Source organism: Nonomuraea sp. NPDC050663 (assembly GCF_044456985.1).
Classification (GTDB): Bacteria; Actinomycetota; Actinomycetes; order Streptosporangiales; family Streptosporangiaceae; genus Nonomuraea.
Genome location: NZ_JBITGL010000004.1, coordinates 593,849 through 609,755, shown reverse-complemented (window position 1 = coordinate 609,755; position 15,907 = coordinate 593,849). Strand labels below are relative to the sequence as shown.

15 protein-coding genes are annotated in these 15,907 nt (G+C 69.8%); 3 read left to right on the top strand and 12 right to left on the bottom strand.

What is annotated here, in order from left to right; genetic code table 11:
- Nucleotides 1-10 precede the first annotated feature (10 nt).
- The 7 genes from ACIBH1_RS15665 to ACIBH1_RS15635 are packed head-to-tail and all read right to left on the bottom strand — an operon-like array spanning nucleotide 11 to nucleotide 9,074.
- Nucleotides 11-2,416 (bottom strand): Tat pathway signal sequence domain protein, encoded by a 2,406-nt coding sequence (locus ACIBH1_RS15665; protein WP_397314424.1) that lies wholly within the window; start codon nucleotides 2,414-2,416, stop codon nucleotides 11-13.
- Complete coding sequence (locus ACIBH1_RS15660) at nucleotides 2,416-3,282, bottom strand: carbohydrate ABC transporter permease (RefSeq protein ID WP_397314423.1); 867 nt, start codon at nucleotides 3,280-3,282, stop codon at nucleotides 2,416-2,418. Before ACIBH1_RS15660 ends, ACIBH1_RS15665 begins: the two co-directional genes overlap by 1 nt.
- A gap of 2 nt (nucleotides 3,283-3,284) precedes the next feature.
- Nucleotides 3,285-4,259 (bottom strand): ABC transporter permease, encoded by a 975-nt coding sequence (locus ACIBH1_RS15655; RefSeq protein WP_397314422.1) that lies wholly within the window; start codon nucleotides 4,257-4,259, stop codon nucleotides 3,285-3,287.
- 60 nt (nucleotides 4,260-4,319) lie between these two features.
- Entirely contained in the window at nucleotides 4,320-5,876 is a 1,557-nt protein-coding gene (locus tag ACIBH1_RS15650; RefSeq protein WP_397314421.1) for an extracellular solute-binding protein, read from the bottom strand.
- Nucleotides 5,876-6,463 carry a YesL family protein gene (locus tag ACIBH1_RS15645; protein WP_397314420.1) on the bottom strand — a complete coding sequence of 196 codons (588 nt, stop codon included), beginning with the start codon at nucleotides 6,461-6,463 and terminating at the stop codon, nucleotides 5,876-5,878. The genes ACIBH1_RS15650 and ACIBH1_RS15645 overlap by 1 nt, the downstream gene beginning before the upstream one ends.
- A complete protein-coding gene (locus tag ACIBH1_RS15640) occupies nucleotides 6,457-7,146 on the bottom strand; it encodes a DUF1961 family protein (RefSeq protein ID WP_397314419.1) in 690 nt (229 codons plus the stop codon). The genes ACIBH1_RS15645 and ACIBH1_RS15640 overlap by 7 nt, the downstream gene beginning before the upstream one ends.
- Nucleotides 7,143-9,074: a beta-galactosidase gene (locus tag ACIBH1_RS15635; RefSeq protein ID WP_397314418.1), complete on the bottom strand. Its 1,932-nt coding sequence runs from the start codon at nucleotides 9,072-9,074 to the stop codon at nucleotides 7,143-7,145. The genes ACIBH1_RS15640 and ACIBH1_RS15635 overlap by 4 nt, the downstream gene beginning before the upstream one ends.
- 250 nt (nucleotides 9,075-9,324) lie before the next feature.
- Between ACIBH1_RS15635 and ACIBH1_RS15630 the strand changes: the two genes are divergently transcribed.
- Nucleotides 9,325-10,140 (top strand): SAM-dependent methyltransferase, encoded by an 816-nt coding sequence (locus tag ACIBH1_RS15630; RefSeq protein ID WP_397314417.1) that lies wholly within the window; start codon nucleotides 9,325-9,327, stop codon nucleotides 10,138-10,140.
- Nucleotides 10,141-10,281: 141 nt separating this feature from the next.
- On the opposite strand, the gene ACIBH1_RS15625 is transcribed toward ACIBH1_RS15630, so the two are convergent.
- The 4 genes from ACIBH1_RS15625 to ACIBH1_RS15610 all read right to left on the bottom strand — a co-directional run bounded on the left by ACIBH1_RS15625 (nucleotide 10,282) and on the right by ACIBH1_RS15610 (nucleotide 12,631).
- Nucleotides 10,282-10,764 (bottom strand): SRPBCC domain-containing protein, encoded by a 483-nt coding sequence (locus tag ACIBH1_RS15625; protein WP_397314416.1) that lies wholly within the window; start codon nucleotides 10,762-10,764, stop codon nucleotides 10,282-10,284.
- Nucleotides 10,761-11,105: an ArsR/SmtB family transcription factor gene (locus tag ACIBH1_RS15620; RefSeq protein WP_397314415.1), complete on the bottom strand. Its 345-nt coding sequence runs from the start codon at nucleotides 11,103-11,105 to the stop codon at nucleotides 10,761-10,763. Before ACIBH1_RS15620 ends, ACIBH1_RS15625 begins: the two co-directional genes overlap by 4 nt.
- Nucleotides 11,106-11,179: 74 nt before the next feature.
- Entirely contained in the window at nucleotides 11,180-11,668 is a 489-nt protein-coding gene (locus ACIBH1_RS15615) for a DUF5946 family protein (protein WP_397314414.1), read from the bottom strand.
- A gap of 45 nt (nucleotides 11,669-11,713) precedes the next feature.
- The gene (locus ACIBH1_RS15610; RefSeq protein ID WP_397314413.1) at nucleotides 11,714-12,631 is read right to left on the bottom strand and encodes a hypothetical protein; all 918 of its coding nucleotides are present in this window, start codon (nucleotides 12,629-12,631) and stop codon (nucleotides 11,714-11,716) included.
- A 77-nt stretch (nucleotides 12,632-12,708) separates the two neighbouring features.
- On the opposite strand from ACIBH1_RS15610, the gene ACIBH1_RS15605 reads away from it, so the two are divergent.
- Nucleotides 12,709-13,836, top strand: a complete 1,128-nt coding sequence (locus ACIBH1_RS15605; RefSeq protein ID WP_397314412.1) for a YbfB/YjiJ family MFS transporter — start codon at nucleotides 12,709-12,711, stop codon at nucleotides 13,834-13,836.
- Nucleotides 13,837-13,909: 73 nt separating this feature from the next.
- The gene (locus ACIBH1_RS15600; protein WP_397314411.1) at nucleotides 13,910-15,145 is read left to right on the top strand and encodes an MFS transporter; all 1,236 of its coding nucleotides are present in this window, start codon (nucleotides 13,910-13,912) and stop codon (nucleotides 15,143-15,145) included.
- Here the strand turns inward: ACIBH1_RS15600 and ACIBH1_RS15595 are convergent.
- Nucleotides 15,132-15,890 carry an HAD family hydrolase gene (locus ACIBH1_RS15595; protein WP_397314410.1) on the bottom strand — a complete coding sequence of 253 codons (759 nt, stop codon included), beginning with the start codon at nucleotides 15,888-15,890 and terminating at the stop codon, nucleotides 15,132-15,134. The two genes, ACIBH1_RS15600 and ACIBH1_RS15595, sit on opposite strands and share 14 nt — an antisense overlap.
- Nucleotides 15,891-15,907 lie beyond the last annotated feature (17 nt).

Below are 15,907 nucleotides of genomic sequence, written 5' to 3'. Positions count from 1 at the left end.
GAAACTTCCATCAAGGCCTCCGGGGGATGAGGGCGAGGAGTTGGATCGCCGCCAGGGAGTACTGGGCGGCGTCGTTGGTGGAGATGTAGGGGGCCTCGTCGACGGGCATGAGCACGTTCGCGCCGTCGACGCGCGTGCGTTTCCAGTCGGCTTCGGCCTGGAGCGGGTTGGTGTTGAGCCGGTCGCCGTCGCCGACCTCGAAGGCGCGCCAGGCCACGTCGGCCAGCGCCTGGTCGCCGGTGCGGTGGGCGTAGTAGGCGGCCAGGCGGCTGTGGGCCTGGATCAGCGAGACGGTCTCGAACCCGGCGGTCAGGTAGAGGCGGCAGTAGTCGAGCCAGGCCTGCTCGAAGCCGGGCACGCCGAGCTCCAGGTCGATCAGCTCGGCGCAGACCTCGGGCAGGCCGAAGACCGCCGACAGGTGCGAGACGGAGATCTCGGCCGTGGTCTGGTGGAGGCGGCCCTCCCTCAGGGCGGCCTCGCCGACCAGGAAGCCGATGCCGGCGATGTCGGCCATCGTGCCGAGCAGCTTGTCGCGGGCCTCGGTGTCGCCGTGGCGCTCCCATCGGGTCAGCCACATGGCCGCCAGCGCGCCCCAGTCGGTGCCCAGGCCGATCCTGGGCTCGTCGATGTCGCGATACTTGCGGAGAGGGTCGAGGGCGGCCACCGCGTTCTCGCTCAGCTCGTCCATCAGGTCGCCGGTGCGCTCGTCGGTGGTCAGGTAGTAGTAGAAGCGCCGGTAGATCGCGCTGGAGATGCGCAGCTGCTTGCAGGAGCAGCCCCAGTGCTGCACGTTGTGCCGGGAGCCCAGTCCCTTCCACGGGCCCAGGTGGTAGACGTCGACCTCGCCGGTGTGGCGGGTCATCGCCTCCGCGAAGCGGAAAACGCTTTCCCGGCCGGTACGCAAAAACTGGTACCACAACCACAAGTCCGGGGACAGCTCCGAGTTGTCCCAGGCGTAGCCGCCGACGTCGTAGCGCCACGTGTGCCGGTCGGCGTCGTAGGCGTGCATGACGTCGCCGTAGTCCCAGAACCCGTACCAGCGGCGCTGTTCCTGCTGGTCGCGGTAGAAGTCGAAGAGGAAGTCGAGACGCTCCTCCGCCGGGTCGTCGCCCCTCGGCGCCCACGAGCCGAAGACGCCCGCCTCGTGGTAGCGCTCGGGCGTGCAGACCAGCAGGCTCGGGGCGAGCTCCAGCGGGAGCTCCTGCGGCGTGCTCTCGAAGACCCGCAAGGACAGCTCGTGGGTGCGGGCGACGCCGTGGGCGTCGCCGAAGCCCGGCTCGTGGTCCTCGTAGGTGATCTCCAGGCCTTCGAGCTGCTCGGCATGCGTGTCCTGGCCCATGCCGTCGTGCCAGAACCGCACGTCGAGCGGCGGGGCGCTGGGCGAGTGCAGCCAGACCGCCGCCGTCGCCAGCTCGGTTGCCGCGTTGCGGATGTCGAGCCTGGTGGGATGCAGCTTCCAGAAGTCGCGCAGGCCGAAGCCGAGGCCGCCGCTGACACCGCCGACGTAGCCGTAGCCCTGGGAGCGGGTGCCGGCCGGGATCGTCACCCAGCCGCGGCCCCGCTTGGTGCGCTTGCGCAGCACGAAGCCGTCGGCGCTGTTCTGGTCGAGGGTGTAGTCGTTCCAGGCGGGGATCAGGTGCAGCCTGCCGGCCACCTCGGGGTTGGGGATCTCGCCGACCGGGCGGCCGGTCAGCTGCGCCTGCCGTACGGCCTGACCGGGGTCGCGGCGCAGGCCCGTGAGGCCGCGCACGGACTCGGTGAGGAAACCCGACGGACCGGCCAGGCGGATGTGGCGGTCATGCAGCTCGTCGCGCATCACCACGTCGGCCTTGAGGCCCAGGCCCCTGAGGAAGTCGCGCTCGGGGTCGCCGTCCCAGACGAAGGTGTGCACGATGCGCACGTCGCGGGCGCCGGCGTAGAAGTACAGCCGTACGGAGAACGGCAACCAGTCGCCGTGCCGCCCCTCGACCCTGACCACGGCGCGGACCGGGCCGTCCTGCTCGACCGTCACCCGCTCGACCGTGGCGACCGTCTCCTCGTCCTTGACGCTGACCAGGCGCACGTCACGGACGATCTCGCGGGAGCCGTACGTGATCGACTCGATCAGCGTGTCGCGGGACAGCTGCCAGGTGACCGGGCCGCTGCGAACGGTCAGGCCGTCGACGGTGACCGGGTGCTCGGGGCGGGCGGGCTCGCCGGCCGCGAGCGTGTAGGTCTCGGCCGGCCGGTCCTGCGGGCCGATGGCGTGGCCCGACCACTTGATCGACCCGTCTGGCCAGGTCGCGGTGACCCAGCTCTGCAGGGGGACCTCGCCGAGGGAGAACGGGGTGCCGGGGTGGTGGGCACCGCGCGGCCAGGGCACACCCCAGGAGGTGCCCTGGCCCCGCGAGCCGTCCAGCCAGTGAAGGACGGTCACTACTCCTTCACCGACCCGATCATGACGCCCTTGGCGAAGTGCTTCTGGAGGAACGGGTAGAAGCACAGGATGGGCACGGTGGCGATCACGACGACCGCGAACTTGATGCCCTCGACGGGGAAGAAGTTGGCCGAGTCCACCGTGGCCAGGGCGTTGGCCGCCTCCGGGCTGGTCAGCTGGCGGACCAGGACCTGCAGGGTCCACTTGGTGTTGTCGGTGATGTAGAGCAATGGCGACATGTAGTCGTTCCAGATGGCCACCGCGTAGAACAGCGCGAAGGTCGCGATGACCGGCTTCGACAGCGGGAGCACGATCCGCCAGAAGACCATGAGCTCGCTGGCGCCGTCGATGCGCGCGGCCTCCTCCAGCGCCTCGGGGAGCTCCTGGAAGAAGCTCTTGACGATGATCAGGTAGAACGGGTTGATCGCGAGCGGCAGGATCAGCGCCCAGTAGCTGTCCAGCAGGCCCAGGTCGCGCACCACCAGGTAGGTGGGGATCATGCCGCCGCTGAAGACCATCGCGAAGATGATCATGTTCAGCACGACACCCCGGCCGGGCAGGCCCTTCTTGGCCAGCGGGTAGGCCATGACCAGCGTGAGCGCCAGCTGCACCAGCGTGCCGATCGCGGTCACGAAGATGGTCGTGATCAGCGCCCTGACGAAGGTGGGCGTGGCGAAGATGTACTCGTAGACCCCGGTGGTGAACCGCTCCGGCCACAGGAAGAAGGGCCGGGTCGCGATCTCCGACTCGGTGGCGAAGGAGCCCGCCAGCACGTAGAGCAGGGGCAGCACGGTGATGAGGCCCATGCCGACGAGCAGGGCCGTGTTGACGACGTCGAAGACGCGGCTGCCGAACGTTTGCTTCATGGCTAGAAGAGCCCTCTCTGCCCGAGGCGCTTGGCCAGCCAGTTGCATCCGAAGATCAGAAGCACGCCGACGGTGCCCTTGAAGAGGCCGACCGCGGTGGCGTAGCTGTAGCCGCCCTGGGTGATGCCGACGTAGTACGTGTAGGTGTCGAAGACGTTGGCGACCTCGCGGTTGAGCGAGTTGGTCAGCAGCCACAGCTGCTCGAAGCTCTGGTCCAGCAGGTGGCCGGAGTGCAGGATCGCCATCAGCACGATCGTCGGGCGGATGGCCGGCAGCGTGACGTGCCAGAACTGCCGCCAGCGGCCCGCGCCGTCCATGCGGGCGGCCTCGTACAGCTCGGTGTTGACGCTGGCCAGCGCGGCCAGGTAGATGATCGTGCCCCAGCCGGTGCCCTTCCAGACCGTCTGCAGGATGATGATCGGCCGGAACCAGTCCGCCTGGGCGACGTAGTCGACCTTGCCGCCGCCGACGATCGAGTGGATCCAGTTGGCGATCACGCCGAAGTCGACCGAGAACAGGATGTAGGTGAGCCCGGCGACGATGGTCCAGCTCAGGAAGTGCGGGATGTAGATCAGCGACTGGACCGAACGTTTGACGACGTTGATGCGCAGCTCGTTGAGCATGAGAGCGACGATGATCGGCATGGGGAAGGCGATCAGGAAGATCAGCATCGCCAGGATCATCGTGTTGCTGAACAGCATGCCGAAGTCGCCGCCGGCGAACAGCGTCTCGAAGTGCTTGAACCCCACCCACTCGCTGCCGGAGTAGCCCAGGAACGGCACGAAGTCCTGGAAGGCGATGGTGAGCCCGTACATCGGCAGGTACTTGAAGATGACGAAGTACGCCAGGCCGGGCAGCAGCATCAGGTAGAGCCAGCGGTAGCGGAGGATCGCCGCTCCCAGCGGCACCCTGGGCGCCTTCTGCTTCTTGGCCTTGCGTGACGCCTCGGTCGGAGGCGGCGCCAGGTCGGTGGCCATAGCGGCCTCCTTTCGGGGGAGGGGCCCGGAACCCGTCCGGGCCCCCTCACGTCGGGAACGTCAGCTGGTCTTGCCGATCAGTTCGGTGAGCTCGGCGATGATCTGGTCGCCGCCGGAGGTGTGCCAGCGCTGGAACTCGGCCTTGAGCTGCTCGTCGGTGAGCTGGCCGGCGAGGTGCTTGATCCGGGCGTCGGTCGGGATCGGGTTGAGCGTGGCGCCCTTCTCCACGGCGGTCTTGGAGATGTGCGGCAGCGACGGGTCGTGCACCGCGGTCTTCAGGTCCTCCTCGGCGATCAGGTCGCGCTCCTTCTGCCAGGCCTGCTCCTCGGGGGTGGGACGCATCCACTCGTAGGCGCCGCCCGCGACACCGACGCTGGAGGTCATGCCGAGCTGGATGAAGGCCGACTCGACGTCGTTCTTGATGGTCTTCATCTCGGGCTTCTGGTCGTCGATCTTGACCGCGAAGCCGTTCTCGACCTTGAAGTTGCGACCCTCGATGCCGTTGGTCAGCAGGACGGAGCCCTCCTTGGAGGCGAGCTTGTCCAGGAACTTCAGGACGTCGTCGAGCTGCTGCTCGGTCTTGATGCGCGACTTGGAGACGGTGATGATGCCGTTGAAGCCGGTGAAGGGCAGGGAGGTCTTCTGGCCGTCGGGACGGGCCAGGTTGCCCACCATGGTGACCTTGTTCTGGTAGCCCGTCGGGTCGACCTCCTTGAACAGGTCGTAGAGCTGGCCGGTGCGGACGTTCACGTCGATCGAGATGCCGCCCTTGCCCTGCACGAACGGGTCGTTCCACTTGGCCGTGTCGAGGGTCGCCCAGTCCGGGTTGACCAGACCCTCGTCGATGAAGCGCTTGATGTACTTCTGCGCCTCCCAGAACTCGGGGGCGTCGAACTCGGTGATCAGCTTGCCGTCACGCATGCCGTAGTTGTTCGGGGCGCCGAACCAGACGTCGATCGCGTTGTACGGGCTGGAGGCGGAGAAGCTGGGGGAGGGCCACTTGGGCAGGATCAGGCCGTAGGTGTCCTTCTTGCCGTTGCCGTCGGGGTCCTTCTCGGTGAAGGCCTTGGCGATGGTGTACAGGTCCTCGGTGGTCTTCGGCAGCTGCAGGCCGAGCTTCTCCAGCCAGTCCTTGCGGATCATGACGGCGGAGCGCAGCAGCGGGCGCACGCGGTAGACGCCGTAGTTCTTGCCGTTGGTCTGGGAGTTGATCCGGCCCTGCTCGGTCTTGGGCTTCAGGTTCGGGTACTTGTCCAGCTTGTCGGTCAGGTCCCAGAAGGCGCCTGCCTCGGCCGTCTTGACGAACTGGGCGCCCTTGTTGTCCTGGATGACCATGACGTCAGGGATGTTGCCCGACGCCAGCGTGACGTTGGTCTTGTCCGGGTACTCGGCGTTCGGCACCCAGGTGATCTGGAGCTTCTTGCCGGTGAGCTTCTCGACCGCCTGGTGGATCTCGCCCTGCGGGCTCGGCGCGGTGCCGAACAGGGGGACCATCATGGTCAGCGAGTTGCTCGCGGCCTCGCCGCCGCCCTCGCCCTCGCTGCCACAGGCGGCGGCGGTGAGCACGGTTGTGAGCGCCAACATTCCGGCCAGCAGCCGGCGGGGGGAGTGGTTCATCAGATGCCTTTCGCAAGCAGGCGCGCTTCGTTCTCGGCGAAGAAGCGCAGGCAGAGCCAGGTGTTGAGGTGAATCCAGGCGCCCACGGTGAACAGGGGTGCCAGGAGGGGGAGCGATGCGGTCGCGAAGACCACCGCCGTGAGGATGAACAGCAGCAGGATCGTGGCCGCGGGCCTTGTGAGCGCGAACAGCGATGCCGTGGGAACGTAGGCGCGTGGCCTCAGGTCGTAGTGGACGTACATGGGCAACAGGTAGGACGCCGTGGCGGCCACCAGGATCAGCCCGACGCCTGTGAGCGTTCGCATCGGGCCGGTGAAGTACTCGTAGTAACCGATCAGCAGCGTGACGACCGCGACGATCGGCAGGACCAGCACGGAGCCGGACCTGAACTCCTTGCGGAACAGGCCGGCGAAGTCGCCGACCGTGGTCGACTTGCCCTGGCTGTGCCGCCTGGCCAGGCCGTAGGCGGCGACCGTGGCCGGGCCGATGCCCAGCACGATCCCGCCCATGAGGGTGAAGGCCAGCCACAGCAGGTTCAGGCGGGCGGTCCAGAAGACCTCGTCGAAGGCCCGGTAGAGCTTCAGCATGGCGTCACCCGCAGATCCGCGTACTCGCCGATCAGGGGAGCCATCTGGCGCAGGCCGATCTTCCCGCCTTGCAGGGGGCGGTCGTCCTTCCAGCGGAAGCTCTCCAGGCCGTCGACGGAGAAGGCGACCTCGCCGTCCTTGACGGTCAGGCGCATCGCGTAGGGGCCCTGCGCGTCCAGCGCCGCGGGGAGCGGGTCGGGACCCTGGGCGACGAGGTGGAAGCCGTGGCTCTTGCGCAGGTTGCAGGTGTGCAGCCTGCGCTCGGACGGCCACATGCGGCGGTAGTAGGACACGTGGTAGGCGTCCAGGTCGCCGTGGTGGTACTGCTCGTAGGGGCCGGTGCGGGGGGCCAGGTCGAACAGGTCCTCGCCGTTCCTGCCGCGGGCGTGGAAGAACAGGATCGCCAGGCCGGGCTCGTTGACCGGCCAGAAGTTCCACTCGATCGTCACGTCGGCGGGGAAGTCGTGGGGGGACCAGAGCACGATGTTGGCGTCCTGGCCGTCCTCGGGCGGGCGCAGGCTCTCCAGGCGCATGCGGCCGCGGGGGAAGGTGACCGCGCCGTCGCCCTCCAGGCGGAAGCCCCTGATGTCGTCGGGGGAGGCCAGCGGGTTGACGTACGGCACGCCGCCCGCGATCGTGCCGCGTGGCTCGGTGGTCACGCTGTGGCCCGTCTCCGTGCTCATGGCGCCACCTCCTGGGGGAAAGCGCTTGCCTGATGGGCGATGACAACGCGCCCGGCGGGGACCGTGCCCACCCCCTGGACGGTGACGTCCTCGGCCGTGTGGTTGATCGCGAAGACGTGGACGCTGCCGTCCGGGTGGCCGCGCCGGACGATCTCCACGCCCGGGTGGTCGCTCGTCGCGACGCCCGCGTCGGCGCACACCTCGGCGATCACGTGCTTGAGGTCGTCGCCCGTGAGCAGCGTGGTGAGGCTGTGCGCGACGCCCTCGCCGTACACGTTGCGGGTCCACGCGGGCTCGCCGGTGACGTAGCTGTCGAGGACCTTGGCGCCCCTCGCGTGGGTGAGCTGCGACCAGACCGTGCCGGTGGCGCCGCTCGTGAGCCGGATGTCGTCGTCGAGCGGGAAGAACTCCTCGACCGTGATGCCCAGCAGCTCGCGCCAGGCCCCCGGGTAGCCGCCGAGGCGCACGCGGTCGTGCTCGTCGACGATCCCGGAGTACGGCCCGACGAGCGTGACACCGCCCTGCTCGACGAAGCGCTCCAGGTTGGCCTGACTGTGATCGTTCACAGAGTACAGAGCTGGGACGATGACGGCCTGGTAGCCCGTGAGATCGGCCGAAGGGTGCACGACGTCGGCGGTGACGCCCAGCTTCCACAGCTGGCCGTACCACTCGCGGATCACGTCGATCGGCTTGTGCTTGGTCGTGGGCTGCGCGGGGTGCTCCTGCGCCCAGATGCTGGAGTAGTCCATGAGGATCGCGACGTCGGCGGCGACCGTGCTGCCCTCGACGGCGGCGTTGTCGTGGAGCAGGGCGCCGAGCTCGACCACCTCGCGCCAGATCTTGGTCTCGGTGCCGGCGTGCGGCACCATCGCCGAGTGCCACTTCTCGGCGCCGGCGGCCGAGGCTCGCCACTGGAAGAACATGATGCCGTCGGCGCCGCGCGCCAGGTGCTGCGCGGAGTTGCGGATCATCTCGCCGGGCTGCTTGGCGCGGTTGTGGCCCTGCCAGTTCACGCCGCTGGTGGAGTGCTCCATCAGCAGCCACGGGCGGCCGCCGTTCAGCGAACGGGCCAGGTCGGCGGAGAAGGCCAGGTGGATGTGCGGCTCGGGGTCGGTGCCGACCAGGTAGTGGTCGGCGGAGACGACGTCGAGCTCCCTGGCGAACGCGAACTGGTCCATCTCCCAGTGCATGCCGGGCATCAGGTTGGTGCTGAACGGGACACCCGGGGTGATGCCCGCCAGCAGGTCGCGCTCGGCGCGGTAGAGCTCGATCAGCGCGTCGGAGCTGAAACGGCGGAAGTCGAGCTGCTGCGCGGGGTTGGTGAAGGTGGGGGTGGCGCGGGGCGGCAGGATCTGGCTCCAGTCGCTGTAAAGCTGTGACCAGAAAGCCGATCCCCAGGCCTGATTCACCTGGTCAACGCTCTGGTAACGTTCACAGAGCCAACTACGGAACGCTTCCGCGGAAGTGTCACAGAAACACCGGGAGTTGTGGCAGCCGTATTCGTTGTGGATGTGCCAGAGCGCGAGCGCCTCGTGCCCGGCATACCGCGTGGCGACCTTCTCCGCGATGGCCAGCGCCTTCTCGCGGTAGATCGGCGAGCTGGGGCAGAACGACTGGCGGCTGCCGTGGGTGAGCACCCTGCCGTCGGCGTCGACCGGCAGCGCCTGCGGGTAGGTCGCGGCGAACCACGGCGGGGGAGCGGCCGTCGGCGTGGCCAGGTTGGCCCGGATGCCGTTCTCGGCGAGCAGGTCCATGCAGCGGTCGAGCCAGGCGAAGTCGTAGACGCCCTCGGCAGGCTCCAGCTTCGACCAGGCGAAGATGCCCAGGCTGACACGGTTGACGCCGGCCTCGCGCATCAGCCGGACGTCCTGCGACCAGATCTCCTCGGGCCACTGCTCGGGGTTCCAGTCGCCGCCGTAGGCAAGCACGCCCAGTCTCCTCTCGTCGAAACACTTCGCTACATCGGTGTTACGGGGGATTAAAACGTTCTTCTCCAGGTTGCACAAGGCCTCGTTGCGGGTTTGGAACTTTCCGCAGGTCCTGGGCTTGTACGTCAATGAAGAACGTTTCAATAACGCTGGGGTGTCTCCGACCTGCAGCATGACTTACTGACGTACCGTCCCCTACGGGGATACGATCCAGCCACTCGTCCCCTCATTCGGCAGTTACGGAGTGGCCATGGCGCTCGAAGCAGGTCGCGAGTGGTCGCCTCCCGGTGTCGACGCGTCAGCGCCCAGCGTCGCCAGGGTGCACGACGCGCTCCTCGGCGGAACGGAGAACTTCGCCGTCGACCGCGCGGTCGCCACCAAGCTGAAAACCGCCGTGCCGGAGGTCGTGGACCTGGTCTGGTGCAACCGCTCCTTCATCGGGCGCGTCACCGACTTCCTGGTGCGCGAGGCCGGGGTCACCCAGATCATCGACGTGGGGGCGGGGCTGCCGACGATCGAGAACACCCACGAGGTCGCGCAGTTCGCCGACCCGGCGGTTCGGGTCGTCTACGTCGACAACGACCCCATGGTGGAGCCGCACGCGCTCTCCATCCTCCGCGAGAACGGCAGGGCGACCGCGATCACCGCCGACGCGCGGGACGTCGACGCCGTGCTCGGCCATCCCGAGCTGCTGCGGCACATCGACTTCTCCCGGCCAGTGGCGATCATGATGGTCGGGTTGCTGCACCTGTTCCCCGACAGCGAGGATCCGTGGCGGCTGGTCACCGACTACATGGGGGCGGTGCCGCGAGGGAGCTACCTGGCGGCGACCAACTTCCACACGGCCCAGCACCCGCAGGCCAAGGCGCTGGAGGCGATGCTGCACGCCACCATGGGGACCGGCTTCTTCCGGTCGCGGGCGGCGGTGGAACGATACTTCGAGGGGTTCGAGCTCGTGGAGCCAGGCGTGGTGAACCTGGCCGAGTGGCGGCCCGACGAGCACCGGCACGGGGGGCTGGCGACGTGGGAAGAGGTGCTCCTGGGGGGAGTCGCGCGCAAGCCGTGAGCCGGGCGCACACGTGAAGGCACCGGACCCGGTGTCTCACCCGTGTCCGGTGCCGTGCCGCGGTCGTTCAGACCTGGTCGTTCCGCCAGTCGTTCCGGCCCAGCCGTTCGCGGTCAGTCGGTCGCGGTCAGCCGTTCGCGGTCAGTCGGTGAGCAACGCGTCCATCTGCCCGATCGCCAGCCTGAGCCCCTCGATCATGCCCATCTCCGCGAGCTGCTCCATCTGCTCACGCGAGTCGAAGACCGAGCGCAGCTCCATCCGGGTGCCGCCGTCGTGCGTGAGCAACTGCATGTGAGACGTCGTGGTCGGCATGTCCGAGGGCGTGCCGTCCTGGTCGGCGAAACCGTCGATGAACTCCAGCGACTTGGGCGGGCTGACCGCCGAGACCCGCCACCAGCCGCGGTACCTCTCGCCCTCGGGGCTGGTCATGAAGTAGGTGACGCTCCCCCCGGGCGTCAGGTCGTGCTCCTCGACCGTCGCCGGATAGGTCGGCGGGCCCCACCAGCGCTCCAGCTGCCGCGGGTCGGCCCACAGCTGCCACACCCGCTCGACCGGCGCGTCGAAGTCGGCGATCAGGGTCAGGGTCAGGTTCTCGAAGTCCTTGTCGATGCTCGTGACGCTCATCGGGCTGGTCCTCTCGTCGGGTTGTCGGTTTCTGGGCCGGGATCCAGGGCGAGCAGGTGAGCCATGCGGTCCACCCGTCCGCGCCAGGTCGCCTCGAGCTCGTCGAGGGCGGCGCGGGCCCTGCTCACGGCGTCGGGATCGGTTCGCACGAGCTGCTCCCTTCCGCGACGCTCCTTGCTGACCAGGCCGGCGCGTTCGAGTACCGCCACGTGCTTCTGCACGGCGGCGAAGCTCATCGGGTAGGCCTCGGCCAGGCGCGACACCGACAGCTCGCCCCTTCCGCAGCGGCGAAGGATGTCGCGGCGTGTTCCGTCGGCCAGGGCGTGGAACAGCTGGTCCACGGCCTCTTCATGTACAACCATTTGGTTGTACATTAGCCCGGACGTGGGCGGATGTCCAGCGGGTGGACGTCACCTCAGCGCTGCACGGCTCTCCAGCCCTCGACCGTCGCCACGGCGATGGCCCTGATGCGCTCGCCGTACGGCACGGGCCCGTCGAACACGAAGCTCCCCTCCCGGACCGGCAGCGAGCTGAAGGCGGCGGTGAAGCGCGCGGGCGGCCCGTCCTGGGGGAGTGGTGGGTAGGCGGTCAGGAGATCCGGCTCGAAAGCCCGCCGCGCCCGGTGGTTGTTGCGCGCCACCTGGCCGGCCGTCAGCCGGGCCAGAGCGTCGAGCCCTTGATCCACGGAGAACTGCAGCATGCGGAACTGGCCGTCGAGGTACGTGGCGTGGCCTCTCGACGGATGTTGCAGCAGGTAGGCCATGACCACGACCGCGTGCCACCGGTACATCTCCGGATCGGACTGCTCCTCGGCGAGGATGGCGTGGTAGTAGTCCGCGCACGTGCCGAGCTCGCCCGCGGGCGCGCCGCAGTCGCATCGGCCCTGGCCGGGGCTGTCCGTCATACCCGGCACCCTAGGAGATCGGCGCGTCGGCCGGCGACGGGTTATCTACGCCCCGGCCCGGCGCAGGCGCTCGGCCGCCTGGGCTTCGAGCTGGGCGCCGGAGACCGGAGGGTCGCCGTGCAGCGCCTCCCAGCGCGCGTTGTGCACCGCGGTCCAGAGGCTGGCCGCCCAGGCGACCTCCCGCTCGCCGGTTGTGAACGGGCGCCCTCGCAGCTCCTGGTAGGTCGACAGGAAGGCCTCCGTGCTCTCGATCGGCGCCAGCGTCGGCTGCCCGGAGCTGGAGAAGGCCGCGCCGGCCGCTCCGGCCAGGGTGGCTTCCGGCTGCCAGGCCAGGCTGTCCCAGTCGTGCACCGCCCAGATCCGGCTGCCGTGCCATCGCAGGTTCTGGGCCTCGAAGTCCGCGTGGCCGAGCACGCTGGGAAGCCCGGCGGCGAGGATGCGCTCGCGGACCCGGGAGGCGAGGCCGGCGAGGTGGGAGGGGACGGCGGCCTGGTCGAGGTCGTCGAGGACGTCGATCGCGGGCCACGGGCCGGGGTCCGTATGGTCCCAGCGCGCCCACCGGGGGTTGGGCAGCGGGGGCGGCACGGTCACGCCGGCCAGCTCCGCCATGAGGCGGGCGAACACCCGCGCGTAGCGCACGGCCACCCCGGGGGAGCCTCCGTGCATCACCTCGCCGCCCGCGCGGAGCTCCTCGGCGTGGACGGCGAGCGGAGCGTGATCGGCGCCGTCGACGGTGGTCGCCGGGGTGAGGGGGCGGGCGCACGGGAAACCGCGCTCGGCCAGGTGGGCCTGGGCCGCGACGCATGACGCCGCCCTGCCGTCGTCCTCGCGTGCCTTGACCACGACCTCGCGCCCGTCGGCCAGGCGGAGCCCGATCACGGTCGAGATCTGCTGGAGCCGGAACAGCACGTCGGCCGGGGCGGCGCCCAGCTGCTCGCGGCACCACTCGGCCAGCCAGTCCACGGAGGGATAGTACTGATCGGTTCGTGTCGCTGCTAGCATCCGAGATCGTACCGATCAGTTCTATCTCAGGAGGTGTCGTGCTCGATCCGGCCCACCGGCAGGCTGTACGGCTGGCGCTCGGCACCGCCTCGGCCCTCGGCCTGGCGCGCTTCGCCTACGGGCTGCTCCTGCCCGCCATGCGTGACGACCTCCACTGGAACCTGGCCGAGGCCGGGGCCATGAACACCGCCAACGGGCTCGGCTACCTGCTCGGGGCGCTGGCCACCGCCGTCGTCACGCGCCGGGTGAGCGCCACGGCGACGTTTCGCGGGGGCATGGTCCTGGTGGCCGCTGCCCTGGCGGCCACGGCGGCGACGGGCGACTATCCGGTCCTGCTGGCCTTACGGGCGATGGCCGGGGCTGCCGGGGCGGCCGTGTTCATCGCGGGCGGGGTGATCGCCTCGCGCATCGCCGCCCGCGCCGGCTCCGGTGCGCCCATCACGGTGTACTTCGCCGGCGCCGGCCTGGGCATCGCCGCCGCGGGCGCGACCCTTCCGGCGATGGCCGAGCACTGGCGCCTGGCCTGGGCCGCCCTCGGCCTGGCCGCCGCCGCCTCCGCCGCGGCCAGCTGGACCGCCGCCCGGGAGACCATCGCCCGGGAGGCCCGGCCCGCCGTCGGCGGCCGGGCCCGTCTGCGTCCGCTGGCCGGCATCGCCGTCGCCTACCTGCTCTTCGCCACCGGCTACATCACCTACATCACGTTCCTGTCCGCCTACCTCGCCGACCAGCGCGCCCCCCTCGCCCAGGTCATTCTCACCTGGACGGCTCTGGGTCTGGCCGTCATCGCGGCCCCTCTCCTCTGGAACGGCCCCACCGCCCGCTGGCCCGGCACCCGCGCCCTGACCGCGCTGCTCGTCACCCTCTCCGCCGGCGCCGCCCTGGCCCTGCTCGCCCCCAGCCCGCCGATCATCCTCGCCTCCGCGGTCCTCTACGGGGCGACGTTCATGGGCGTCCCCGCCGCCGTCACCACCCTGATCAAGACCACCACGCCGCCGGAGGCCTGGACCGCCACCCTGTCCGCGTTCACCGTGCTGTTCGCCGCGGGCCAGACCGCGGGCCCGCGGCTGGCGGGCGTCCTGGCCGACGGCACCACGACCGAGGCCACCCTGGCCTGGACCGCGATCCTGTGCGCCGCGGCCGCGGCGATCTCCGCCTCCGCCCGCTGACGAGGCGCAGGTCATCCGCGATTAGTGGTATACCGGTACGGCGAACGCCGTCCGTACCCCCGAAGGAGCCCTGGTGCTGCGTCAGAAACCACCCCGACGCGGCCCGGGTGCGGCGCTGGCCTCGCTCAGGAACCGCCGCTTCGCCCTGCTCTGGCTCTCGAACCTGTTCTTCTTCGGCGGCGTCTGGAACCAGACCCTCGTCATGGGCTGGCTGGTCTACGAGACGACACGGTCGGAGTTCCTCGTCGCCGCCTACACGGCGATCCGCCTGTCCCCGCTCCTGTTCGGGCCGATCGCCGGGGCCATCGCCGACCGCTACGACCGCTCCAGGCTCCTCATCCTCGCCTCGACCTGGGCGTTCGCCGTCACCGCCGCGGTCGCCGTGCTCGCCGCCGTCGGGCTGCTGCCGTACTGGGCGATCGTGGCGGGAGGGTTCGCGCTGGGGCTCGCCCAGTCGCCCGCGCAGCCCGCCCGCGCCTCGATGGTGCTCGACCTCGTCGGCCGCGAGAACCTCAGCAACGCCAACGCCCTCAACTCCATGGCCATGAACGTGACCCAGGTGGTCGGCCCCGCCGCAGGAGGCGCCATGATCGCCGCCGTCGGCGCGCCCGCCGCGCTCTGGATCTCGACCAGCTGGTTCGCCTTCTCGCTGTTCCTGCTGCTGCCGCTGCGCGGCCAGGGCACGGTCGTGCGCTCGGCCACGGAACCGGTGTTCGCGATGATCGCCAGTGGCTTCCGCGCCATCGGGCGCAACCGCCTGGCGGTCGCCGTCCTCCTCGTCACGCTCGCGGCCAACATCCTGATCTGGCCCATCTACCAGTCGTTCATGCCGGTCTTCGCCAGGGAGTCGCTCGGCCTCGACGCGGCCGGCCTGGGCATCCTGCTGACGTGCTGCGGAGCCGGCGGCCTCGTCGGCTCGCTGATCATCGCGGGGCTGGGCGACTTCCGCTTCAAGGGCGCCCTGTTCGTCGGCGGCACCGCCGCGCTCGGGGCGCTGTGGGCGGCGTTCTCGCTCACCCACACCACCACGGTCGCGTACGTGCTCATGGTCGTGATCGGCCTGGCGAGCGCGTGCTTCGGCGTGCTGCAGACGACGCTGCTGCTCATGACCACCGAACCCGCCCTGCACGGGCGGGCGCTGGGGGCGCAGGAACTCGCGATCGGCGTCATGCCGCTCGCCGCCGTCGCCCTCGGCGCCGCCGCGCACGCGGTGGGCGTGGGGATCACGACGCTGAGCGCCGGCCTGGTGCTGGTCGCCGCCCTGGTAGTGCTCGCGGCGCGGGTTCCTGAACTGCTCAGGTACGGCTGACGCGTGCTTGGCCGTTCCTTCCGCCGAGGCCGGAATCCAAGCGGCCGGGCAGGTCGGTGAGGCGTTCGATGCGGATCACCGTGTCGTCCGCAGTAGGGGAGGGGCCGCCGGTGACGAAGTCGATGCCGCGGTCCAGCCAGACGCCCGTGAGCCCGGCGCGGGCGGCCGCGTTCACATCGCTTTCCAGCATGTCGCCCACGTTGACCGCCCGCGAGGGGTCGGTCCCCATCCGGCGGCAGGCGGCCGCGTACGCGGCGGGCTTGGCGGCGCCCAGCTCGGTCGGGGTCAGGACGGCCTCGAAGAAGCCGAGCAGGTCGAAGCGGGCGAGCTTGGCGCGTTGCTGCCCGGGGTCGCCGTTGGTGAGGACGGCCAGCCGTACCCCTCGGTCCTTCAGATCTTCGAGGCAGGGCCGCACGTCGGGATAGCACTGCCAGGCCCGCTCGAACGCGGTCAGGTAGCGCTCGGCGACCCACGCGTCGAGCAGTTCGGGATCCCCGGGAACCGGCTCGCCGAGCATCGGCAGGAAGGAACGCGCCCTGCGCCGGTGGTGCTCGGCGAAGGAGCACTCGCCGGCCAGGTATTCCCGCATGTGACGCGCCTCCAGCGCCCACCACGCCGCCGCCAGTTCGTCGGGGGCGGCCGTGGGGCCGGGCGCGGCCCGGATGATCTGGGCGATCGTCTCCCAGACCGCGCCGCGATGGTCGACGAGGGTGCCGTCAAGATCGAAGAAGATCACGTCCGTCATGAGGGGATCATCTCGCG